This is a genomic window from Vreelandella nigrificans (genome assembly GCF_002374315.1).
In the GTDB taxonomy this organism is placed as follows: domain Bacteria; phylum Pseudomonadota; class Gammaproteobacteria; order Pseudomonadales; family Halomonadaceae; genus Vreelandella; species Vreelandella nigrificans.
Genome location: NZ_NWUX01000010.1, coordinates 20,557 through 41,144, shown reverse-complemented (window position 1 = coordinate 41,144; position 20,588 = coordinate 20,557). Strand labels below are relative to the sequence as shown.

17 protein-coding genes are annotated in these 20,588 nt (G+C 51.6%); 8 read left to right on the top strand and 9 right to left on the bottom strand.

Features of this window, described 5'->3' with window-relative positions:
* Nucleotides 1–336: 336 nt before the first annotated feature.
* Nucleotides 337–3,480: an acyl-[ACP]--phospholipid O-acyltransferase gene (locus CPA45_RS12355; RefSeq protein WP_096651849.1), complete on the bottom strand. Its 3,144-nt coding sequence runs from the start codon at nucleotides 3,478–3,480 to the stop codon at nucleotides 337–339.
* 136 nt (nucleotides 3,481–3,616) lie between these two features.
* On the opposite strand from CPA45_RS12355, the gene CPA45_RS12350 reads away from it, so the two are divergent.
* Complete coding sequence (locus tag CPA45_RS12350) at nucleotides 3,617–4,372, top strand: helix-turn-helix domain-containing protein (protein WP_096651848.1); 756 nt, start codon at nucleotides 3,617–3,619, stop codon at nucleotides 4,370–4,372.
* A gap of 70 nt (nucleotides 4,373–4,442) precedes the next feature.
* Nucleotides 4,443–5,309 (top strand): putative RNA methyltransferase, encoded by an 867-nt coding sequence (locus tag CPA45_RS12345; protein ID WP_096651847.1) that lies wholly within the window; start codon nucleotides 4,443–4,445, stop codon nucleotides 5,307–5,309.
* An 85-nt stretch (nucleotides 5,310–5,394) separates the two neighbouring features.
* On the opposite strand, the gene CPA45_RS12340 is transcribed toward CPA45_RS12345, so the two are convergent.
* The 3 genes from CPA45_RS12340 to CPA45_RS12330 are packed head-to-tail and all read right to left on the bottom strand — an operon-like array spanning nucleotide 5,395 to nucleotide 7,007.
* Nucleotides 5,395–5,751 carry an Atu4866 domain-containing protein gene (locus tag CPA45_RS12340; protein WP_165771550.1) on the bottom strand — a complete coding sequence of 119 codons (357 nt, stop codon included), beginning with the start codon at nucleotides 5,749–5,751 and terminating at the stop codon, nucleotides 5,395–5,397.
* Between the two features lie 19 nt (nucleotides 5,752–5,770).
* Nucleotides 5,771–6,229, bottom strand: a complete 459-nt coding sequence (locus CPA45_RS12335) for a carboxymuconolactone decarboxylase family protein (RefSeq protein WP_096651846.1) — start codon at nucleotides 6,227–6,229, stop codon at nucleotides 5,771–5,773.
* Between the two features lie 37 nt (nucleotides 6,230–6,266).
* A complete protein-coding gene (locus CPA45_RS12330) occupies nucleotides 6,267–7,007 on the bottom strand; it encodes an SDR family oxidoreductase (protein ID WP_096651845.1) in 741 nt (246 codons plus the stop codon).
* A gap of 252 nt (nucleotides 7,008–7,259) precedes the next feature.
* On the opposite strand from CPA45_RS12330, the gene CPA45_RS12325 reads away from it, so the two are divergent.
* A complete protein-coding gene (locus tag CPA45_RS12325; protein WP_096651943.1) occupies nucleotides 7,260–8,219 on the top strand; it encodes an AraC family transcriptional regulator in 960 nt (319 codons plus the stop codon).
* A gap of 137 nt (nucleotides 8,220–8,356) precedes the next feature.
* Here the strand turns inward: CPA45_RS12325 and CPA45_RS12320 are convergent, their stop codons facing one another.
* On the bottom strand, nucleotides 8,357–8,563 hold the full coding sequence (locus CPA45_RS12320; protein WP_009095703.1) for a cold-shock protein: 207 nt from the start codon (nucleotides 8,561–8,563) through the stop codon (nucleotides 8,357–8,359).
* A gap of 405 nt (nucleotides 8,564–8,968) precedes the next feature.
* Here CPA45_RS12320 and CPA45_RS12315 point away from each other — a divergent pair, with 405 nt between their 5' ends.
* Nucleotides 8,969–11,113 (top strand): TonB-dependent receptor family protein, encoded by a 2,145-nt coding sequence (locus CPA45_RS12315; RefSeq protein WP_096651844.1) that lies wholly within the window; start codon nucleotides 8,969–8,971, stop codon nucleotides 11,111–11,113.
* 94 nt (nucleotides 11,114–11,207) lie between these two features.
* On the opposite strand, the gene CPA45_RS12310 is transcribed toward CPA45_RS12315, so the two are convergent.
* The 3 genes from CPA45_RS12310 to CPA45_RS12300 all read right to left on the bottom strand — a co-directional run bounded on the left by CPA45_RS12310 (nucleotide 11,208) and on the right by CPA45_RS12300 (nucleotide 15,670).
* Nucleotides 11,208–13,787 (bottom strand): glucose/quinate/shikimate family membrane-bound PQQ-dependent dehydrogenase, encoded by a 2,580-nt coding sequence (locus CPA45_RS12310; RefSeq protein WP_096651843.1) that lies wholly within the window; start codon nucleotides 13,785–13,787, stop codon nucleotides 11,208–11,210.
* Between the two features lie 272 nt (nucleotides 13,788–14,059).
* On the bottom strand, nucleotides 14,060–15,067 hold the full coding sequence (locus tag CPA45_RS12305; RefSeq protein ID WP_096651842.1) for an NADP-dependent oxidoreductase: 1,008 nt from the start codon (nucleotides 15,065–15,067) through the stop codon (nucleotides 14,060–14,062).
* A 222-nt stretch (nucleotides 15,068–15,289) separates the two neighbouring features.
* Nucleotides 15,290–15,670, bottom strand: a complete 381-nt coding sequence (locus CPA45_RS12300; RefSeq protein WP_078090186.1) for a septal ring lytic transglycosylase RlpA family protein — start codon at nucleotides 15,668–15,670, stop codon at nucleotides 15,290–15,292.
* A gap of 313 nt (nucleotides 15,671–15,983) precedes the next feature.
* Here CPA45_RS12300 and CPA45_RS12295 point away from each other — a divergent pair, with 313 nt between their 5' ends.
* Complete coding sequence (locus CPA45_RS12295) at nucleotides 15,984–17,378, top strand: hypothetical protein (protein ID WP_096651841.1); 1,395 nt, start codon at nucleotides 15,984–15,986, stop codon at nucleotides 17,376–17,378.
* Nucleotides 17,379–17,646: 268 nt separating this feature from the next.
* Nucleotides 17,647–18,420, top strand: coding sequence for an RsiV family protein (locus tag CPA45_RS12290; protein WP_096651840.1), 774 nt, complete (start codon nucleotides 17,647–17,649; stop codon nucleotides 18,418–18,420).
* A 69-nt stretch (nucleotides 18,421–18,489) separates the two neighbouring features.
* Here CPA45_RS12290 and CPA45_RS12285 read toward each other — a convergent pair whose 3' ends face one another.
* Nucleotides 18,490–19,389: a DMT family transporter gene (locus CPA45_RS12285; RefSeq protein ID WP_096651839.1), complete on the bottom strand. Its 900-nt coding sequence runs from the start codon at nucleotides 19,387–19,389 to the stop codon at nucleotides 18,490–18,492.
* A 100-nt stretch (nucleotides 19,390–19,489) separates the two neighbouring features.
* Here CPA45_RS12285 and CPA45_RS12280 point away from each other — a divergent pair, with 100 nt between their 5' ends.
* Both CPA45_RS12280 and CPA45_RS12275 read left to right on the top strand, forming a co-directional pair.
* Complete coding sequence (locus CPA45_RS12280) at nucleotides 19,490–20,362, top strand: LysR substrate-binding domain-containing protein (RefSeq protein ID WP_096651838.1); 873 nt, start codon at nucleotides 19,490–19,492, stop codon at nucleotides 20,360–20,362.
* Between the two features lie 36 nt (nucleotides 20,363–20,398).
* Nucleotides 20,399–20,587, top strand: coding sequence for a tautomerase family protein (locus CPA45_RS12275; protein WP_096651837.1), 189 nt, complete (start codon nucleotides 20,399–20,401; stop codon nucleotides 20,585–20,587).
* Nucleotide 20,588: the final 1 nt, after the last annotated feature.

Genomic DNA, 20,588 nt, shown 5'->3' with positions numbered 1-20,588 from the left:
GGGCATTGTTTTATTTTAAGGATTTATCTGCAGGGCTCTAGTTATCCAGCCAATATACGGTACATGCGAACCTATGCATGTACCGTGCCAGATTTAATAACCCTTTGTTTTAGATATATAACAGAAATCGCCAAGGTGTTTTTAAGGCTGCATGCATGGGGGTAAAAGCCAAATTAGTGCGCGCCTTTAGGTTTTATCGCTTTTTTGGTGCGAACTGGGGAGATTTTTTACTGATAAACAGGTGTTTGCTTTTGCTCATCAACTAATGTGGCTCTCCCCAGCTAGCAGTCAGACTCAAAAAAACAGTTTCAGAAAAGCAGTTTCAGAAAAGCAGTGTCAGAAAACCAGGGTCAAAAAACCATCCTCATCGATAAATCCTCTATCTCCTGTGACAAACCAGCGCTGGCCATCGATCTCTTTAATGGCGGTAGCGGTGCGCTGGGGAGCATTGAGGTAACCCAGCATCACTTGAGGGCCGCTGATCAATATCATGCCCGCTTCTCCAGTGGGTAGCTCTTCAATGCTCGCAGGGTCGACAATTTTAAAACTGGTACCGGGCAGTGGCATGCCAACGGTGCCCGCTTTGCTACCCTGCTGAATCTGCTGGTTGTGTCGGCCTAGGGCATCCGGCAGGTTGACCGAGGCCACCGGTGCGGTTTCGGTTGCGCCATAGCCTATGTATATAGGTTTATGGAATTTAAGTTTGAAGTTATTGCATATACGCTCATCCAGTGTTTCGGCACCGATGACAACTGCACGCAGGCTTTCCAGCATTAGTGGATGCACCTTCTGGCTGCGGTTCAATAACTGTAGAAAGCTCGGCGTACCAAACATAATCGTCGCTTTATACTCGGCAACGGTACTGGCAATGCCGGGGGCATCGGTAGGGTCTGCGTGGCATGCTAACGGTAGGCCTTCGATCAGCGGTAAGAGCTGAGTGACCGTTAGTCCAAAAGCGTGGAACAGCGGCAGCGATCCTATGACTACATCGTCATTCTGGGTGTTGAGCACATCGGATGTCTGTTTGATATTGGCCATTAGATTGCGGTGGCTCAGCATAACGCCCTTTGGTTGGTCATCCTGGCCGTTTGAAAACACAATGGCGGCGGTAGCGTCGGCATCTTTGCTTCTTCGGCAATAAAGGTACTGAAGTAGCCTCCTAGGCAGCAGGCGAACGGCAAGCCAAGTGCTAAGGTACTTGGCACGGCTAATAGCGGCTTGCAGGTCCTCCAGGTAAACCACCTGGGTTTGCTCAAGTAGTTGACTAACATTCTGCTCGCGTTTCGCTAGCTCTTCGACAAAGTGGCGCGAGGTGAACAGCGTGGTGATACCCGCTTGGGAGAGCGCTGAAGCAAGCGTGGCTTGGTTGGCTGTGTAATTGAGGTTAACCACCGTTTTACCAGCCAACAGTGTGGCCATATTGGTAAGTGCGCCAATGGTGCTGGCAGGCAGCAGTAGTCCAACATTCTGCCCTGGGTTCAATTTATGAATCCGCTTTGCTAGCAGCAGGCTGGTGGCCAGCGCTTGGCCTGCATTGAGCGGGCGGCTAAGCGTATCGGCGAGTGCGCGTTGGCCGGGGTTGCGTTTAACGCTGCGTATCCAGGCCTCGGGAAGCGTGGGTAATTCGTCGACAGCATGCTGCCAAGAGCTAGTGGCTTGCTCAAAAATGCGCCGCTTGAGCACATCAGCAGGGGTATCTTTGGGTAGTGGCTTACCAAATGCCACCACCACTGAGCGGTGTAGTGGCGCGTTGCGCAGCTCTTTAAGCTTGCTTGATGATCGGGAGAACTGGCTTCCCCATAGTCCACGTAAGTAGAACGGGACAATACAGACCTCTGGATTTGCCATCTTACAGGCCCGTTCATAGCCACGGCGCAGCTCGCCTAGCTGACCGTTGTGGCTAATGGCTCCCTCTGGAAATAGGCACACCACTTCGCCGTTATTAAGCAATTCAGCAATGGCAGACAAGGCATTGTCAGCAGCCGCACCGCGCTCAATAGGAATGCAGCCCAGCGCTTTAAAAAACCAACGTAAGTACCAGCGCTGATAAATATTTTTCAGCATCACAAAGCGCACTGGGCGGGGGCTGGCGATTTGCACCATCGCCCAGTCTATCCAGCTAATATGATTGCCTAGCAGGAGTACGCCGCCTTGGGATGGTAGGTTTTCCAGCCCATGCACATCAACACGGTAACGGCGGGTAAGTAGGAAAGAGAGCAGAAAGCGCACCAAGCTTTGAGGAAGTTTGAAAATAGTGTAGCCACCACCCACCATGGCCACACTGGCAACCAACAGCAGTAGGTAGAGGCTATCTACACCAGCAAGGGCGAACAGCGCTGTAAGTATTAAGAAGCCGAGCATGGCGATGTTCTGAATCCAGTTATTGGCTGCTAGCACCGTGCCTAGTTCATGATCCGCCGCATGAAACTGAATCAACGCGTTGAGCGGTACAATGAACAATCCCCCCATCGTGCCGATAAACACAAAGTTCAGCGCTTGGCTGGTGGGAGTGTTAAACAGCGGCAGGCACCATAGGCCTACCGCAACGCCAACGGCTCCCAATGGAATCAGGCCGGTTTCAATCCGGTTACGGGAAAGTTTGGTGGCTAGCAGTGAGCCAATCGCAATACCAATACCGCTGGCGGCAAGAATGCCTTGGAGTACCAGGGTATTATCAATACTAAGGGCGTCTTTGGCGTAGGAGGGGAAGGCGGCCAATAGAACCTGGCCTACTGACCAGAAGGTCGCAAGGCCGATGATTGAGAGCCTGATCACTGGCTGGCGAGCGATAATTCGCAGGTTGTCTTTCAGGGCAGTGCCCTTAATGTAGCGCTGCCAGGTCAGCGGTGTATCTGACCGAGTAGTGTTGTCCAGAGGAAGACGGTAAAGCGTCACTACCTGAATGGCGCTATTTAGCACTAATAGCCAACCCAAAGGCGCTATTTGGCGCAGCAATTGCGCTGGTGTTTGAGCTTCAGGTGACACCCATGTTTCAAACAGAGCGGTAAAGGCCACAGTACCCGCCAGAATGGCGCCAATGGTAATGGCTTGGACCAACCCATTAGCTTCCGCCAAGCGCGGTTTTCCAAAAAGTCCTTTTACCAAACCATACTTGGCCGGCGAGTAGAACGCCGATTGAATCGCCAGTAAGAGTGTCATGGCAAACGCCAACCAAAACCAGCCCTGGTAATAGGCGGCGGTGATACCCAGTGAAACCGCCACAGCGGTCCAGGCGGAAATGCGTAAAATACGTACCTTAGGGTAGCTGTCGGCTACATGGCCTGCTGGGCTAAACAGTAAAATAAAGGGTAGCAGGATAAGCCCATTGACCAGCGCGGTGAGCACCACCTGCGTTCCACCGTCATAGCTTTTAAAAATCGTGTTTTGAATGACGATTTTATGCCCTAAATCCACAAAGGCATTTAGAAAAATGGCAATCAAGTAGGGCCAAATGCTCGCAGTACGCAGCAATGGTTGCATAGTATGTCGCCTTATAAACCTAAAGTTTGAGCACTTTCGGCAAATGGGGGTAGTGTTGCAACCCTGGTAGTTCAAGTTGTGCTATATGGGCTTTCCAGTATCGTTATACGCTACTTTTTGTGCATGGAGGTTCCGTATGACTCAGACAGGTGCATTAATTGATACTTTAAAACGCCAGCTGCGTGCTCAGGGTAAAACCTATGCCGATGTCGCAATGTGGCTTGAGCTAAGCGAGGCCTCGGTAAAGCGGTTGTTTGCTGAACAACACATTACCTTAGAGCGGCTAGAACGTATTTGCGACCAACTTAACCTGGAGTTTTCCGAACTTGTGCAAGCCATGCAACAGGAAGGGCATCGCTTACAGGAGCTGACCCAGGCACAAGAGCAAAGTATTGTTGATGATCGCGAACTGTTTTTAGTCGCGGTGTGTGTCATCAACGGTTATAGCTTTGACGAAATGCATCATCAGTACCAGCTCAGCGAAGCACAATGCACTCGGCAGTTATTAGCGCTGGAACGACTAAAGTTGATTGACCTGTTACCGGGCAATCGAATCCGACGGCGTGTGGCTGCGAATTTTCGTTGGCGGCCAGGCGGCCCTATCCAACGTTTTTTCCAGCAATATATTGCCACGGAGTTTTTCCACTCCCGTTTTGATAGTGAGGGTGAAAAGCTGGTGGTACTGAACGGCTTGCTTTCTCATGCGGGTAATGCAGAGTGGCAGCAGACTATGCAGCGCCTGGCAAACGAGTTCCATGCGCTATGTGAACGAGAAAGCAGTTTACCTTTACACACACGCTTCGGCACAACGTCAGTGCTGGCAGTACGCCAGTGGCAGTCAACGCTGTTTAAAGATATTGCGCGTGCCTCATATCCGAAAAAAAGCCACTGATGAAGCGCTGCTTTTTATCCGTTGTTACGTTAATGAACCCAAGCTTCAATGAGTACGAGTTTATGTCGTTATGAATACTGTTCCTTTTCAAGCACTGGCCTGCCCGTTAGATGGCGAACCTCTTCACCTAACAGGCAGTGCTTGGCGCTGTGCCGCTGGGCATAGCTTTGATATTGCTAAGCAGGGCTACGTCAATCTGTTGCCCGTGCAGCAAAAGCGCTCTACTGACCCTGGCGATAGTAAAGCGATGGTCGCGGCACGCCAGCGCTTTCTGGGGAGCGGTCATTATCAGCCTATTGCGGAGGCGGTGAGTCGTACGCTTTTGGGCCATGCTGAGGTTCCGTCAAGAGGTACGGAGCTGTTTAGCTGCTTGGATGCCGGGTGCGGTGAGGGGTATTACCTACGCCAGCTAGTCAGTGCCGCATCGAGTGGGCAAGCACTGTCACTGGTGGGGTTGGATATTTCCAAGTGGGCAGTGTTGGCTGCCGCTAAGCAGGATGATAAACAGGCGCCGTTTTCCAGTTGGTTGGTGGGCAGTAATGCGCACTTGCCAGTGCAGGTGGCAGCTTTGGACAGCGTACTGTGTATGTTTGGTTTTCCCGTTTATAGTGAGTTTGCTCGCGTATTAAAACCAAATGGCGTATTGCTACAGGTTGAGGCGGGGCCAGACCACCTGCGTGAGCTACGGGAGATTATTTACCCTTCTCTTAAAGAAGAGCGAGCTAGTGAGCGTGCAGCGCCAGAGGGTTTTGCGCATCTGCGATCGGAATCGTTTAGTTATCAAATAACCTTGGAAGGCAAAGCGCCAATTGCTGATCTATTAGCGATGACACCGCATCTGTACCGGGCGAGTGTAGAAGGCCGCGCCCGCGCTGAGGCACTTGACGTGCTGACGCTGACGGTGGATGTGCGGATGGTGCAGTGGCAGCGTGTTTAACAATCTCGGCCCGCATGAGTGGGCCGAATTCACGGTATCAATAAGAGCTAACATCTTTAATAAAGTGCCTTGCATGCGATGAGAATTACTCCTTGCGATATAGCACCATGCCAGCGTGATACAGCACGCCATCTATAAATTCACCATCTGCGGTAAATCCGGTGTCGTCCCAGTATTCGATATGGTTACCCGTCACCTGATAGCGCCCTTGGTAGGCGCTTTCACGCTCACCGCGGGCCTCGTCGTAACGATGGTTGGCTAAAAGTTGGTGGCGAACTCGACCATCTTTGGTGACCCACATGCCAACATAGGTGTGGTTTGCCATGCTATCGTCTCCTTCGTCGGGAGTGGTTTGCGCTGAAGTGGCCACTGGAAAAATAGTGATAATGCCAGCGATCACCAGTGCTCTTTTCCAGTAAATGGGAGGCTTGGTTTTGTGCATCAGTATCGCTCGCTCTACATTAATGACGTTCGGCCAATAGCTCGGAGAGTACCTGGGAAGCGGCAATAGCCCGAGGGAAACCTGCGGGCACTGTGATCAGGTAAATCATCTCTTTAAGCTCTTCTTCGCTAACGCCAATGTTGAGTGCGTAGCCCGCATGAACACGCATCATGCCAACCTCGCCCAAGGCTGCCATCACCGCGACTGCTGCAAGTTGGCGTGTTCGGTTATCAAGGCCCGGCCTGCTCCAGACATCCCCAAGCGCGTAGGCTTCAGTAGCCTCGGCAAGGAAGGGAAATTCCTCACGCATCGCTTTCAAATTTGACTGGTTTTCACCCTGATTAAGGCTCCGGATCACTTCTGCTCCTCGCTCGCTGCGTGCTTCCGTAGTAGTCGCCTGGGCAGAAAGTGGCAACAGGGCTGCAGTGAGCAGCAGACTTGGGAGAGTGGTCAGTTGACGCCGTAATAGCGCGTTCATTGTGGGCTCCTCTGAGTCGTCACTAAGGGTGTGCGGGTTAGTGACTCGCTGTAGGCCGCACAACAATATCGCTGGTATCAACGTCATCGGGTTGATTGATGGCATGTGCGATGGCTGAGGCGATGGCTTCGGGCTTTAGGGCAATCTGGCGGAAAAGGTCGATCGCCTTTGCCGTTTCAGCATCGGTGATGGTGTGGGCCAGTTCCGATTCCACCACGCCTGGGTAGACACAGGTCACGCGAATATTGTCAGTCTCCTGACGCAATCCATCGGAAATAGCGCGTACCGCATATTTGGTGGCGCAATAAACGGCGGCGGTAGGCATAACGGTGAGGCCGCCGATAGAGGAGATGTTGATCACCTGACCGCTCTTCTGAGCCTGCATAGTTGGCAGAACGGCGGCAATACCATTGAGCACACCGCGAATATTAACGTCGATCATACGATTCCACTCATCTACCTTGAGCGCTGCCAAAGGTGAGAGCGGCATAACGCCTGCGTTGTTGATGATCACATCAATGCGACCATAGGTTTTGATAGCGAAATCCGCGAAAGCCTGCATAGCCTTAAGGTCTGTGACATCCAGCGCCAGATAGTCCACATTGCCACTCTCGGTGCGAATGGAACGGGCCAATGCTTCTAATCTGTCAGTACGACGTGCACCAATGATCAAACGGTGCCCTTGGCTAGCTAGCCAGCGGGCAGTAGTTTCGCCGATACCACTACTGGCGCCAGTCAATAAAATGACTTTTGACGGATAGGTCGATGAATTGGTCATATGCTAATCCCCTTGTTGGTGAAGTACTTGAATCAGCACTTGAATCAGTACTTGAAGAAGAGTAGCCAATGGCAACCAGTGGCAATAGAGACGTTCCTATTGCATGTTTGCCTAATCCTATTATTTACGTAGCAAGGAGTAGGTAACTTAGTTGTAGGGTATGTATATTACTCTCATGGTAATGACAGACACACGTTGTGTGATACAAGCTGTATGACCAAGTTGCGGGTAACTGCTGGCGAGGTAATTTTTATGTCATCGAAGATCGATGCTGAGGTACACAGCAAAATCGTCAAGCGCTTATACCAACTTGCTCCATACGAAGGATATACCCAATCGCTGCTGGATAGTGTGAGGTTTATGCGCTCAAACCGCCCACTGAAAAGCACGCCGGTTCTCTACGAGCCAAGTATCGTTATCATCTGCCAAGGCCGTAAGCGTGGCTATTTAGGTGACGAGGTCTATCTTTATGATGCTCAGCATTATCTTGTTCTCTCTGTGCCGTTGCCGTTTACCTCGGAAACAGAGGCCAGTGAAGAAGAGCCCATGCTGGGTATTGCTATCAGTCTTGATGCGATGGTTATTGCCGAATTGGCAACGATGCTAGAAGCGTCAGGTGGTCATACGCTAGAGGCACCGCGGGGCATGTTTTCTACCCCACTGGGAGAAACCCTGGCGAGTGCCACATTGCGTTTGCTGGATACTCTGGCCACCGCTAGAGATGCACAAATACTAGCGCCTTCCATTGTCAGAGAGATCTATTATCGGGTGCTGGTTGGAGAGCAGGGCGGGAGTGTTCGATCAGCGCTTGCCCATTATGGTCAGTTTGGAAAAGTCGCAAAGGCGCTACGACGTATTCATCTGAATTACGCTGATACGCTGGAGGTGGGGGGCTTAGCTAGCGAAGCCGGAATGAGTGTGCCAGCCTTTCATGTGCACTTTAAAGCGGTTACCAAAACCTCGCCTATCCAGTACATTAAATCGACACGCTTGCATCATGCTCGTTTGTTGATGATACGTGATGGTTTAACAGCGGCAGCAGCGGCAAGCCGAGTTGGGTATGAGAGCCCCTCCCAATTTAGCCGTGAGTTTAAGCGCTTCTTCGGCCGCTCCCCATCGGCGGAGGCGCGCACTATGAAGGCAAGCCTTGATATATTGCCACCGACTCACTTGGCACCTACTCATCTGGTAGAGATCGCTGTGGCGCACTAAGCTCTTCTTTCGTAGAAAGCCGATGATAGCCAGATAAAAGACGACAAACGCAACAAGGCCCGCATAAGCGGGCCTTGTTAACCGAACCTCGAAAGGTTCGAACAAACTCTAAAGCGTTATGTCTTAAAGACTTAGGCTTAGGAGATTTGCTTGATGTTAGAAGCCTGAAGGCCTTTCTTACCCTGGGTAACGTCAAAAGAAACGTTAGCACCTTCTTGAAGGGTTTTGAAACCGTCAGACTGAATTTCAGAGAAATGTGCAAACAGGTCGTCGCCACCGTCAGAAGGAGCGATGAAACCGAAGCCTTTAGTGTCGTTAAACCATTTAACTGTGCCAGTTGCCATTGTGAAGATCCTTTCGCGCTAATGCGCCGTAATAAAGTTCCTGGTATTACCCAGATGAAGTAGCGGGCGAAACAAGGAATACAATATCAGGCTTACGAAAAGAATCGTACACTTCTGAAACCATGCCGCTTGCTAACCAACTGACGCTACAGTGACATGTTTCTACCCTCAGGTCAAAGCCTTTTATGATTATTTTTATAAAGCAGGTGGTGATGCTAGGCGGTACGGGTACCCAAAGGTGTTTGCAATTTAGCGTTAACAGGCGAGTGCTGTAATTTGACGTAAAAGGCGTGGATGTTCCGCGTAAAACTAATCCGCGTAAAACTAAGCGAGCTGATATGAGTATGGCATCATATCGCGTGGCATCGTGTGCCAAGTTAAAAACTCACCAGCGAGAGGAATCTCATGGGAAAGGATGTCATTGGAAGGTTGATTTCACCCTCTCGGCTACGTTCTTTGCTACTCGGTTCTCTGCTACTGAGTGGCGCTACTGCTGCTACTCCTTTGTTAGCTCAAACCACAGCTCAAACCACAGCTCAAACCACAGCTCAAACAGCAGCTCAAACAGCGGTGGAAACAGAAGCAGCGGAGCAACTACCAACGGTGGAAGTAAGTGCCCCGCGTTTAGTCCGTGAGCTTTATGCTACTCCAGCGGCACTCTCTACACTGGAGTATGAGGATATTGCCAGGGGGCAGCAGCGCGTCAGGCTTGATGAATCGCTGACACAAGTACCCGGCGTTTTTTTACAAAACCGCGATAACTTTGCCCAAGGGCAGCGAATTGCCATTCGAGGATTTGGCGCCCGTGCACCGTTTGGCGTACGCGGCATCACGGTGATGGTAGATGGTATTCCCTACACTTTGCCGGATGGGCAAGCCCAGCTGGATGCGATTGATTTAGACAGCGTCGAGCGCATTGAAGTAGTCCGCGGTCCTTCCTCGGTGCTGTATGGCAACGCGGCTGGTGGGGTGATTGATATTACCACTGCCGATGGGAGAGATCGCCAAGGCACACGGCTTAGTATTGGTGCGGGCAGCAACGGTTACCAAAAAGTGGCGCTACAACAAGGTGGTGCACATGAAGAGTGGTCCCATCATGTGAGTTTTTCGGCCCTCAATATGGATGGCTATCGTGAGCAAAGCTCTACGGAAAAATATTTACTGAATGCCAAGCTGCGTCGTGAGTTAGGCAGTGAACGGGCGTTAACGGCCGTTATCAACTTGCTTGAAAACCCACGTTCAGAGGACCCAGGGGCGTTAAGCGCGATAGAAGTTGCGGGTGGGCGCCATCAAGCGGCCCCTAATGCCTTAGCGCTCGATGCGCGACAGCAGGTTAATCAGCAAATGATTGGCCTCCAGTATGAAGACTTAGCCGCAGGCCCAGGTGAGTTTTACCTCAAGGGGTTTATCGCCCAGCGTGACTTTGAGCAGCAATTGCCTTTCGTTGGTGATAGCCGATTGGGCTACCAGCGAGATTACTTAGGGGCAAGCAGCGAATACCATCACAGCATCACTTTGGGCAACCTACCGCTTAGCTACATTGTGGGTGTTGATATAGCGCGCCAAGAGGATGAACGCTTTCGTAATAACGTGAATACTGCAGGAGCCGTTGGTGAACAGACGGCTGAAGAGACCCAAACGGCAACTTCTGGTGGTGTTTTTGCTCAGGGTGATTTGGCACTTACCCAGCAGGTGACACTCTCGCTCGGCGCCCGTTTTGACCGGGTTGAGCTAGAAGTGGATGACCGTTATTTTGATGATGGCGATCAAAGTGGCCTACGCACCTTTAGCGAATGGAGCGGTTCCGCTGGTTTAAGCTACCGCTATCGGCCACAGCACCAAGCTTATATCAATACTGGCACCGCCTTTGAGACACCCACGTTTGCTGAGTTTGCGAACCCAGCAGGAGGGGGCTTCAATCCCAATGTTGAGCCACAAAAAGCGTGGAACCGCGAAATAGGGCTGCGTGGCTATATTGAACCGTTGGCGATGGATTACGATCTTGCGCTATTTTCGGTTCGCGTACGTGATGAGCTAGTGCCCTATGATGAAGGTGGCCGCACTTTCTATCAGAATGCGGGCGACACAAATCGCGATGGTCTTGAGCTAGCGCTGGGCTGGCAGCTTGCTGACCAATGGCGCTTAAATAGCGCCTTAACGCTGGCGCGCTATGAGTTTGACCGTTTTGCAACACCGTCCGAAAGCTTTGATGGTAACCGTATCCCCGGCCTGCCCGAGCAAACTTGGGTGAGTCAGCTTACCTGGCAGGGTCTTGACGAGCGCTTTGCGACCTTGGAAACCGAGTACGTGGGAGACCTAGTGGCAGATAATGCCAATGAGACAGAGGTCGATAGCTACTGGTTAGTGAACCTGCGTGTGGGGGATGGTTGGCAACTAAGCGGCGATACCCGGCTTAGTGCGTATGTAGGTGTACGCAACTTATTTGACGAGGAGCACTACTCCAATGTGCGCTTGAATGGCACCTTCGGGCGTTTCTACGAACCTGCCCCAGGGCGCAGCGTTTACGGTGGCGTGGAGCTGAGTTTTTAAAAGAACTAAGTATTTAACCGAGTTTGTTTAGCATAAAAAACGGGCGGCCCATTTGGTCGCCCGTTCTCGTTAGTGGTTGCACTAAGTTAATTGGCTATTCCGGTAAGGCGTAGCCAATCACGTAGTCACCCATTTTTGTGCCAAAGGTACCGTGGCCACCGGCGGTCACGACCACATACTGGCGACCGTCTGCCCCGGTGTAGGTCATTGGCGTTGCTTGCCCTCCTGCTGGCAAACGCGCTTTGTAGAGCTCTTCGCCAGTGGTGATGTCGTAGCCGCGCAGATATTGATCCAGCGTGCCGCTTAGGAAGGAAACACCGCCAGCTGTGGTCAGCGGGCCACCTAGCGCAGGAACGCCTAGATTTAAAGCAATGGGCAAACCGAAGGGCATGCTGTCGCGTGTGGTGCCATTACGGTGTTTCCACACGACCTGATTGCTTTGCAAATCAATACCGACCACATCGCCCCAGGAGGGTGCTTGGCAGGGTAGGCCTAACACTGAAAGTAGCGGGCCAAGCTCGACTGCGTAGGGTGCGCCTGTGTTGGGCTGTAAGCCTTGCTCGCTAGCTGAGCCCTGGCCATCTTCAACCTCATCACGTGGGATCAGTTTGGAAACAAACGCCAGATACTTAGCGCCGGTAAACAACGCTTGGCGCTCGGGATCAACGGCAACACCTCCCCAGTTCATCACCCCTACGTTGCCGGGGTAGATAATGCTACCTTCCAGCGAAGGCGGAGTGTACTGGCCCTCGTAGCGTAATGAGTTGAACTGAATACGGCACATCATCTGATCAAAGGGTGATGCCCCCCACATATCACGCTCGGTAAGCGGTGGGGGCAGCAGGTTCAGTGCCGAGCGAGGCTGAGTTTCTGCAGTCCAGTCACCTTCGACAGCACCTTGGGGAGCGGGTACTTCCTCGATAGGCACAATCGGTTCGCCGGTTTCACGGTTTAACACATACAGGCTGCCCTGCTTGGTCGGCTGAATAACCGCAGGCTGAGTGCCGTCTTCAGTAGCAAGATCGATCAGCACTGGTTGGGCTGGCGTGTCCATATCCCACAGATCGTGGTGAACGAACTGGTAGACCCATGCCACTTGTCCATCGTCTACGTTAAGCGCTACTAGACCCGCGCTGTAAATTTCATCATTTTCGCTGCGATTAGCGCCATACTGATCCGGCGTGGCGTTGCCCATAGGCAGGTAAACCAAGCCCAACTCTTCATCAACACTAATTGGCGCCCATACGTTGGGTGAATTGCGTGTGTAGATTTCGCCTTCTGCCAACGGTGCGGTGTCATCAGGATTGCCGCTGTCCCAGTTCCATACTAGCTCGCCAGTGTGCACATCAAACGCACGAATAACGCCGGAGGGTTCGTCAGTAGAGCTATTGTCGGTGACATGTCCGCCTAGAATAACCAGGTTCTCGGTCACAGTGGCGGGGGAGGTGGAGTAGTAACCGCCTGGTGAGAAATCGCCAATATTGTGAGTAAGGTCGACCTCTCCATTGTCGCCAAAGCTATTGCAGCGCTCACCGGTATCCGCGTTTAGCGCAATCAGGCGCGCATCGGCGGTGGGCAGGTAAAGCCTGCGTGGGCACATTACATCGGCTTCACTAAGCATGGCTTGAGTGTTGTTTTCATCGGCAGCTGTTGCAGGGTTATTGCCTAGTCCACTGATAAAGAGCAGGAAGGATAGGTCGATACTAAACTGGCTGTCATCGGCAAAAAGCGGGCTGCTCACTGCTACTGCGTTACTGTTGATATTAGCAACGCTATTGGTTTCTTCAGCGTCGCCATCGTTAGTTACGTCATAGCTAGCCGCATCATAGTAAGCAAGACCGCGGCAGGTCATATGTGCCCAGCCGGAGAAGTCATCCGCACCCATGGTGCTGATTTCAGGGTCAAATTCCCATAGGGTTTCGCCGGTTTCCGGTGACAGCGCCATCGCACGGCTATGAGAAGTACAGATATAAAGGCTGTCGTTCACCTTTAGAGGCGTGTTTTGGTTGGTAATTTCCGGCGGCGCATTGGGGCCGGGTTTGTCACCAGTTTGGATACGCCATACCTCTTCCAGCTTGCCGATATTATCCGGCGTAATTTGGCTAAGAGAAGAGTAATGGGTACCTGCATTGGTGCCGCCGTAAGCTGGCCAGTCATCGCCAGCCACCTGAGCAGGGTTCACATTTTCGCTATGATTGGCAGTTTCGATTGTACCTGTGATAGTACCTTTGATAGTGCCTGTGATAGTACCTGGGTCGCTAAACTGGCTAGCAATCGCGACCACTATAGCTGCCCCAATGCTTGCCATGAGCGCCAAGCTGCCACCGCGTGAATGTAGCGGTTTTCGCCACCAGGGAAGCAGTAAAATAATGCCAATTAAGCAGAGGATAGCGACCCGAGGCACCAACTGCCACCAGTCCAGACCTACTTCCCAAAGTGCCCATAAAAGGGTTGCAAAGAGTATCAACGCATAAAGCCATAATGCAGCGCCTTTGCGCAGTGCCAACAACACACCGGCCACAAAAAGGCCAACCCCAGCGGTTAAGTAGTAAGCGCTACCGCCTAGACTCAGTAGCTTTCCGCCGCCAATGGTCAGTGCGATTCCAGCCACTATGAGCAATAGACCCAGCAGCAGTGCTGGCCATTTGCCACGGGCACGCGTGTGTCCATCCATGAGAAAACCCCTATTAACAATGAGTTAATGCCGCTTAGCGAAGCACTATAAGCAGCGGTTCTACAGCGTGCCCTAACCCATCGGGAATGCCGATGGGTTAAAACACACATTGATTATCGGTAATTTTAATAATCAATTCGATTTTGGTCTAATAATTTGCTGGCTAATTAAAGCACATACACAAAAAAGCCACGCTAGTCACCTTGGCGCGGCTTGCTGTTGAAGAAAGGAAGAAAAGAAGTGCTTTGGTTGTGCTGGGGCTAGGGCTTTGCTCAGTCTGTGAGCTTCACCAGCATTTTTCCGGTATTGCCTCCTTCAAAAAGGGCTAAAAATGCATCAGGCGTGCTCTCCAGCCCTTCTTGAATAGTTTCTTTATAGCTAAGGTCGCCCTTCGCGACTTGCGGAGCCACCTCATCGAGGAATTGACGGTAATTGGACCAGTGGTCTGCAACGATGAACCCCTGCATTTTTGCTTTACGCACGACTAGCTGAGACAGGTTACGAGGCCCAGGGGGAGGAGTTGCAGCATTGTAGCTATCGATCATGCCGCAGACTGCAATCCGAGCGCCTTCATTAATCTGGCTCAGCGCCGCTTCTAGGCAAGCTCCGCCAACATTTTCAAAATAAACATCAATGCCATTGGGGCTAGCGAGCTTAATGGCATCGCTTAGCTCTTGGGCGCTTCGGTCTCGATAACTAACTGGCTCGACACCCAGCGATTCCAACCAGGCTAGCTTATTAGCGGCCCCTGCAATGCCGACCACATGACAACCTTTAGCCTTGGCAAGCTGAACAGCCAATGACCCAACAGCACCGCTGGCAGCGCTGACCAGTACGTTATCGCCACGCTTGAACTCGGCAATTAGGTTAAGTCCTGTCCAGGCCGTCATGCCAGGCATCCCAAGGATGCCTAGATAAGCCTGCTCCGGCACGTTGATATCGGGTAGTGGTGTTACCCCTGTTGCAGAAATTTGTGCAATATCTCGCCAGCCACCCATATGGCTAACGGTGTCTCCTACATTAAGCCGTGAGTCGTTTGTCTCAATGACTTCTCCGATAGCACCGCCCTCCATCGGCTGCCCCAGCTCAAACGGAGCAATATAGGAAGAGCGCATACTGGTCATTCGGCCACGCATATAAGGGTCAACCGATAGCCAGTGATTGCGAATGCGTACTTCACCTTCGCCAAGGTCGGGAAGTTTCTTGCTTGCCAGTGAAAATAGCTCACGGCTTGGCAAGCCGGTGGGGTAATCGGTTAAGGTAAAGAAACGTGATTGCATATGTGTCTCCTGCCAATGCGGGGTGAATCATCTCCTTAGTAGGATAGAGACCGTTAGCATGCTTGCAAGTTCGCTGTGCAATAAAAAAGCGGCCCTGGGTGGGGCCGCTTTTGATTAGCTGACTGTTCTGCAACGTTGACCGTTTAAGGGGTATCACACACTTGCGGGTGTGCTATCCGTTAACTCGCTATTTCGATCGTTCTACAGGGCTAGATAGCAGAGTTAGTCCACTAGGGTAATCATAACCGGTGCGACGCCACGGCGAATCATACCTAGTTTACTAGCCGCTCTTTTAGATAGATCAATCACACGCCCTTGAACAAATGGGCCGCGGTCATTGATCAGCACCTCTACTTTCTGCCCGGTGTCGGGGCGTGTAACCAGTACCTTGGTGCCAAACGGCAAGCTCGGATGAGCAGCAGTTAGCGCCTGTTGGTCGAAGCGTTCACCACTGGCAGTGGTCGCGCCTTGGAAACGGTCACTATAGAAAGAGGCTACGCCTCGCTGGACTTCTAACTCGTGAGCAAACGCAGTATTAGCAGTGCAGGCAATAAGCACCGCTGCTAAGCAGCTCGTTCGGATCAGTTGCTTATGGGCTCCCATGGGAGTACCTCGGTTCTTTTCAAATCGCGGATCTAGCATCAAGGAGGTGCCTAGTAGGCCTATGGATAGTAGCGTGCTCTTTTGGAGTCGGCAAGCTTTAAGAAGATCGATGCAAATAGCTCCATAATTGCGATTTTTCTATTCTTTCGCTATGCGCTTGAGATTCAGTAAGTTAACGCCGCCAGCTTTTTTCATGGCCGAACAATTTTTTTGTGCGCTGCAGTATATTTAAATGCTCACTTTGCTCAGTTAACCATCATATAATTCCGGTCACTGTAGCTGCCTACTATTGACACCCAACAAGGAAGCCATCATGGCCAAAACTTCACCTTTATCGCTGATCATTGTTGCAGTCGGCGGCGCTGCTGTTGGTTTTTTAGCAGCGCAAACGATCACCAGTGCACCATCTGATATCGAACAAGTAACACTTGAAAGCTTAACGTTAGGCGAGCGTGCAAGTGGCGAGATCACCTCAGCAAGCGAGCTAAATGGCAAGGATGGAAGCCGTTTTTTGCGTTACGCGATCAACTTAGAAGAAGGGGAGTTGGTTGAAGTCTCCTTACGCGGCGCCCTACAGGGTGTGGTTACTTTATATGACGACCAGTTAGCTCTATTGGGAAGTGCGCCCACGCTGCGCCAGCAGATCAAAGAGAGCGGAGAGTACATGGTGGTTGTTAGTGGGGCCGATGAGCATAGTTATGGCCCCTTTAGCATCAATAGCCGCACTGTTGAGCTAAGCGATTCAGGCACTCTCACCACTGAAACTCCCATTGATAGTTGGCTTGATGGTGAATCTCGCGAGTTTACATTAACGATTGAAGACGCTGGCATGTATCAAATAGAGATGCTGGCTGATGACTTTGATGCATATCTAGTACTGGAAGGCCCCAATGGCTACCATCGTGAAGATGATGATAGCGCGGGCGATCTGAATGCGCGTATTGCTGACTTTTTCGCCCCCGGCGACTACACATTAACAGCGCGTACTGCCTACGGTGAAGGCAACGGGTTATTCACACTAACCGCTGAGACAAAAGAGTTACCCGGAGATGGGGAGCTGCGTAACGACGGCACTATTAAGCCAGGCGACACCTTAAATGGTTGGTACAGTGGCCAGGAGCTCTACTACGAGCTAGAGGTTGAAGAAGCAGGTATTTATCAAATTGAGATGAATTCCAGTGATGTTGATGCCTACCTTGTATTAGAAGGGGATGACGGTTATTACCGTGAAGACGATGACAGTGCGGGTGATCTGGATGCTCGTATTGCGGACTTCTTAGCCCCAGGAGAGTACCAGCTAACAGCGCGTACTGCGTTTGGTACGGGGAGCGGCTTATTTACCCTTTCGGTTGAGCCTCGCGATGTACCAGCGGGAGTAGATCTGCGCAACGAAGGTATCTTAACGCCCGATGAAACGTTAAATGGCTGGTTCAGTGGCGAGCCGCTGACCTATGAACTCACTTTAGAGCAAAGTTCGCACGTCACGCTATCAATGCGCTCAAGCGATTTTGATGCCTATATTGAGTTATATGGCGAAGGTGTTTCCTACAGTGATGATGACGGTGGTAGCGGTACTGATGCGCTATTAGAGCAATCACTGTTGCCGGGAACCTATACTGTGACTGCTCGGGGCTTCAGCGCCAGTGGCAGCGGTATGTTTGAGCTTCAAGTGAGCACTGAGCCAGCTGATATGCAGCCGGATATTTAAGTTTTTAAGCCCTTAAGCTTAGTCAGACGTTCGAGCTTGGGTACTTAATAAGCAGGTACTCGGGCTCAAGCTCTAGATGTTTCAAGTAGGCCATCACTAATTGGGCCAGCCAATGGCGCTTTTGTAGTGGCACGATCTCATCACGCCCTTGTATGCTTTTTGCTGCAAGGGCGATTGTAGATGCCTAATACATTGATACGTAACATTAGTAAGACATTAATCGTTATGTAAACGAATACGACATACTGACGACCAACAAGGAGGTTTTATGCTGCGTCTAGCCAGTGGAATATGTGCTGTGACAGCGCTCGTATTGAGCGGCTGCCAAGCGCCAGCGGATGAGCAAGTCGAATCACGCTCGCTTGCCACTCTGGCATTAGAAAAGCACTACGTTGAGCCGGGTTGTCAGACAGAGAACTGCTCAGAAGTGAAGGTGGCTGCGCTAACCTTCCCTCAATCACCTGAGCTAAGTGAACAGTTGCAAACGCGTTTGTTAAAACTTGCGATGGGCATTACCGAGGAGGGCACATTACCTGCTGAGAATTGGGATGGCTATGCGCAGAATTTCTTTGAATTGGCACAAGAAGATAAGCATTTATTGCCTAACTTTATGGCCAGCGAGGCAGTACTGGAAGCGAAGGTCAACGCCCAGCATAACGACTTATTGGTCATAGAGCTTAATAGCTATGTCTACCATGCCGGGCAAGCGCATGGCCTGCCAATGACAGAATTTATGGTGATTGACGAAAAGTTGCAGCGTGTTGTTGATGCGAATGACATGCTGTTAGAAGGGCAACAAGCGGCTTTTCAAACAGTACTGAATCAAGCCCATCGGCGTTGGGTGGCGGAAATGGGCCATGATGATCAGTTCATCTCCAACTGGCCGTTAAGCGAAAGCCGCAACATTGCGCCGTTGGAAACGGCCTGGGAAGTGAAATATAACGTCTATGAAATTGCCCCCTATGCGGTAGGCCAGCCGACCTTAAAACTGCCTGTGGATGAGTTAGAGGGCATCGCAAAGCCGCGCTATCTAGGTCGTTAATGCTATGTCGTTAATGCTAGCCCGTGAATGGACTAATCTCGCTACCTTGGTAAAGAGCAATTTGGCCATTCATGGGTGATTATGTCCACCTCCATAGCCAGCTTTTAAACAGCCGACTATTACCAAAGCTGCAGCGGTGGGGAGGCGCCAGTCCAGTACGCTCATCCCTGCCAGCACTAGCAAAATGGCCGCCAGTATAGGAACGCCATAAGCAAGGCTACCTACTACGCTTGCTTGCCCAAAACGCAAAGCTTTATCCCAGGCTACCATTGCTATGCCGTAGGGCCCCAACCCCAGTGCTATGCCCGCTAGTAGGGCTTCATTATCGGGGACACCAAAATTTCCTTCCACGAGCAGGCTGGCACAGCCTGCAATAGCGCAAGCAATCAGTAATAAGCGTGGCAATAGTGGCGTTAATGCTATCGGGGCCGTTTGGCCTAACCAAGAATAAAGCGCCCAGCAGCAGGCAGCGAGTAGTGCTAATGCATAGCCATTGGTTGCGCCGCCAAGACCTCCACTTAGTGCCTGAGGTAGCAATAGTAGAGCGGCGCCGGAAAATGCGATGAGCGCCCCGATAACACCTGCCATGCGTAGCTTGCCAAAACGACTCCACTGGCTTAACAACACGAATAAAACTGGCCACGTATAAGTAATAAGTGCTGCCTCTGCGGCAGGCGCTAGGCGCATTCCTATAAAATAACTACTGACAGCACCAAAAATAAGCAGTGGAACGCCGAGCCATACACTTAGCTGCCACCCTCTGCTTAAAGTAGCCGTAGGAACCTTTCGACTAAGTGGAAGTGTTGCCAGGGCGCCTGCTAATAACGTGAGTGCCGTCAATTGAAGTGGGGAAGAAGTGTGGGCAAGCTCTGCGAGTAGCGGTGCCACGCTCCATAGCATCACGGCCACTAACGCCGCGACAATGCTGTACCAAGGTGACGCCACAACGGGGGAGTGAACGGGATGCATGGAATTCTCCTTGTCTTCGATGAACATCCCGCAGCATACTCAGAATTAATTCATCACAATATCGATCTTTTATGATTGGTTTTATCAATAATGGTGATGTATGAGAGCGCCTACATTAGACCTGACACTTCTGCGAACCTTGGTAGCAATCTCTGATACGGGTAGTGTTACTGCTGCGGCCAAGCGGTTAGCGTATACCCAGTCCACTGTTAGCATGCAGCTGCAGCGTTTAGAAACCCAGTTAGGACTAAGTTTGCATGAGCGGGAGGGGCGGCGCTTACGCTTCACACCCGAAGGTGAGCGTTTACTAACCCACGCTCGCCGATTGCTAGCACTCAATGACGAAGCCTGGAGCGATATGCAGGCCCGGCAGGTAACCGGTGATCTAACGCTCGGGATCCCTGAGGACTATGCGTCTCTGCTACCTTCAGTATTTGCCTACTTTCACCAACTTTATCCCGCCGTGGGGTTAACGGTGATTTGCGGCACCAGCGCGCATCTTGTGGAGCAAGTTAAGGCTGCTGAGATTGACCTGGCGTTGGTGACTCGCCAGCGTAACTCGCCCGGAGGGGAGGTCATTCGCCGTGAGCCGCTTATTTGGGCAGTAGGTATTAACCAGCAGCCTTCGCTAAGTGACCCTATCCCCCTTGCTCTCTACTCTCCAGGCGCGGATGTGTTTCGTGAGGTGGCAGAACAAGCGTTACAAGCGGCAGGCCGAGAGTGGCGTGTGGCGTATACCAGCCAATCCATGGCAGGTCTTGCGCCTATTGTAATGGCGGGGTTGGCCGTGGTGGTGGTTACCCGCAGCATGCTGACACCTTCGCTACGGCCTCTGGATGAGAGCAGCGGCATGCCTGCATTACCCGTAATTGAATTAGCGCTGCACCGTGCGCCGCATCGCCCCTCAGAGCCTGCACGCAGGCTGGGCGAGCTAATTCGTGAACAGCTGGCGGCGCCCAGCGAAGCGTTATAAGGTGAGATTTTACTGACCGATGTATAGGAAACCATGATGCCTATTGTAACTATTCAGCAATTCCCCCGTGATCTAACGCAAAAGCGTGAATTGGCAAAACGTATTACAGAAGCCTTTGTTGAGGTATATAGCGTTGACCCGCAAAGTGTGCAGGTGTTTTTCCAAGAAGTTGAGGCGGAAAATTGGTCGAAGGGGGGCACTATTAACTCCTCGAATCCCTTGTGAC

What these genes read in the sequence shown, in the direction of transcription:
- CPA45_RS12285 (WP_096651839.1), bottom strand. Translation starts at nt 19,389, where the DNA reads ATGCATCCCGTTCACTCCCCCGTTGTGGCGTCACCTTGGTACAGCATT.
- CPA45_RS12330 (WP_096651845.1), bottom strand. Translation starts at nt 7,007, where the DNA reads ATGACCAATTCATCGACCTATCCGTCAAAAGTCATTTTATTGACTGGC.
- CPA45_RS12320 (WP_009095703.1), bottom strand. Translation starts at nt 8,563, where the DNA reads ATGGCAACTGGCACAGTTAAATGGTTTAACGACACTAAAGGCTTCGGT.
- CPA45_RS12295 (WP_096651841.1), top strand. Translation starts at nt 15,984, where the DNA reads ATGGCCAAAACTTCACCTTTATCGCTGATCATTGTTGCAGTCGGCGGC.
- CPA45_RS12350 (WP_096651848.1), top strand. Translation starts at nt 3,617, where the DNA reads ATGACTCAGACAGGTGCATTAATTGATACTTTAAAACGCCAGCTGCGT.
- CPA45_RS12345 (WP_096651847.1), top strand. Translation starts at nt 4,443, where the DNA reads ATGAATACTGTTCCTTTTCAAGCACTGGCCTGCCCGTTAGATGGCGAA.
- CPA45_RS12335 (WP_096651846.1), bottom strand. Translation starts at nt 6,229, where the DNA reads ATGAACGCGCTATTACGGCGTCAACTGACCACTCTCCCAAGTCTGCTG.
- CPA45_RS12280 (WP_096651838.1), top strand. Translation starts at nt 19,490, where the DNA reads ATGAGAGCGCCTACATTAGACCTGACACTTCTGCGAACCTTGGTAGCA.
- CPA45_RS12275 (WP_096651837.1), top strand. Translation starts at nt 20,399, where the DNA reads ATGCCTATTGTAACTATTCAGCAATTCCCCCGTGATCTAACGCAAAAG.
- CPA45_RS12310 (WP_096651843.1), bottom strand. Translation starts at nt 13,787, where the DNA reads ATGGATGGACACACGCGTGCCCGTGGCAAATGGCCAGCACTGCTGCTG.
- CPA45_RS12325 (WP_096651943.1), top strand. Translation starts at nt 7,260, where the DNA reads ATGTCATCGAAGATCGATGCTGAGGTACACAGCAAAATCGTCAAGCGC.
- CPA45_RS12315 (WP_096651844.1), top strand. Translation starts at nt 8,969, where the DNA reads ATGGGAAAGGATGTCATTGGAAGGTTGATTTCACCCTCTCGGCTACGT.
- CPA45_RS12355 (WP_096651849.1), bottom strand. Translation starts at nt 3,480, where the DNA reads ATGCAACCATTGCTGCGTACTGCGAGCATTTGGCCCTACTTGATTGCC.
- CPA45_RS12290 (WP_096651840.1), top strand. Translation starts at nt 17,647, where the DNA reads ATGCTGCGTCTAGCCAGTGGAATATGTGCTGTGACAGCGCTCGTATTG.
- CPA45_RS12340 (WP_165771550.1), bottom strand. Translation starts at nt 5,751, where the DNA reads ATGCACAAAACCAAGCCTCCCATTTACTGGAAAAGAGCACTGGTGATC.
- CPA45_RS12305 (WP_096651842.1), bottom strand. Translation starts at nt 15,067, where the DNA reads ATGCAATCACGTTTCTTTACCTTAACCGATTACCCCACCGGCTTGCCA.
- CPA45_RS12300 (WP_078090186.1), bottom strand. Translation starts at nt 15,670, where the DNA reads ATGGGAGCCCATAAGCAACTGATCCGAACGAGCTGCTTAGCAGCGGTG.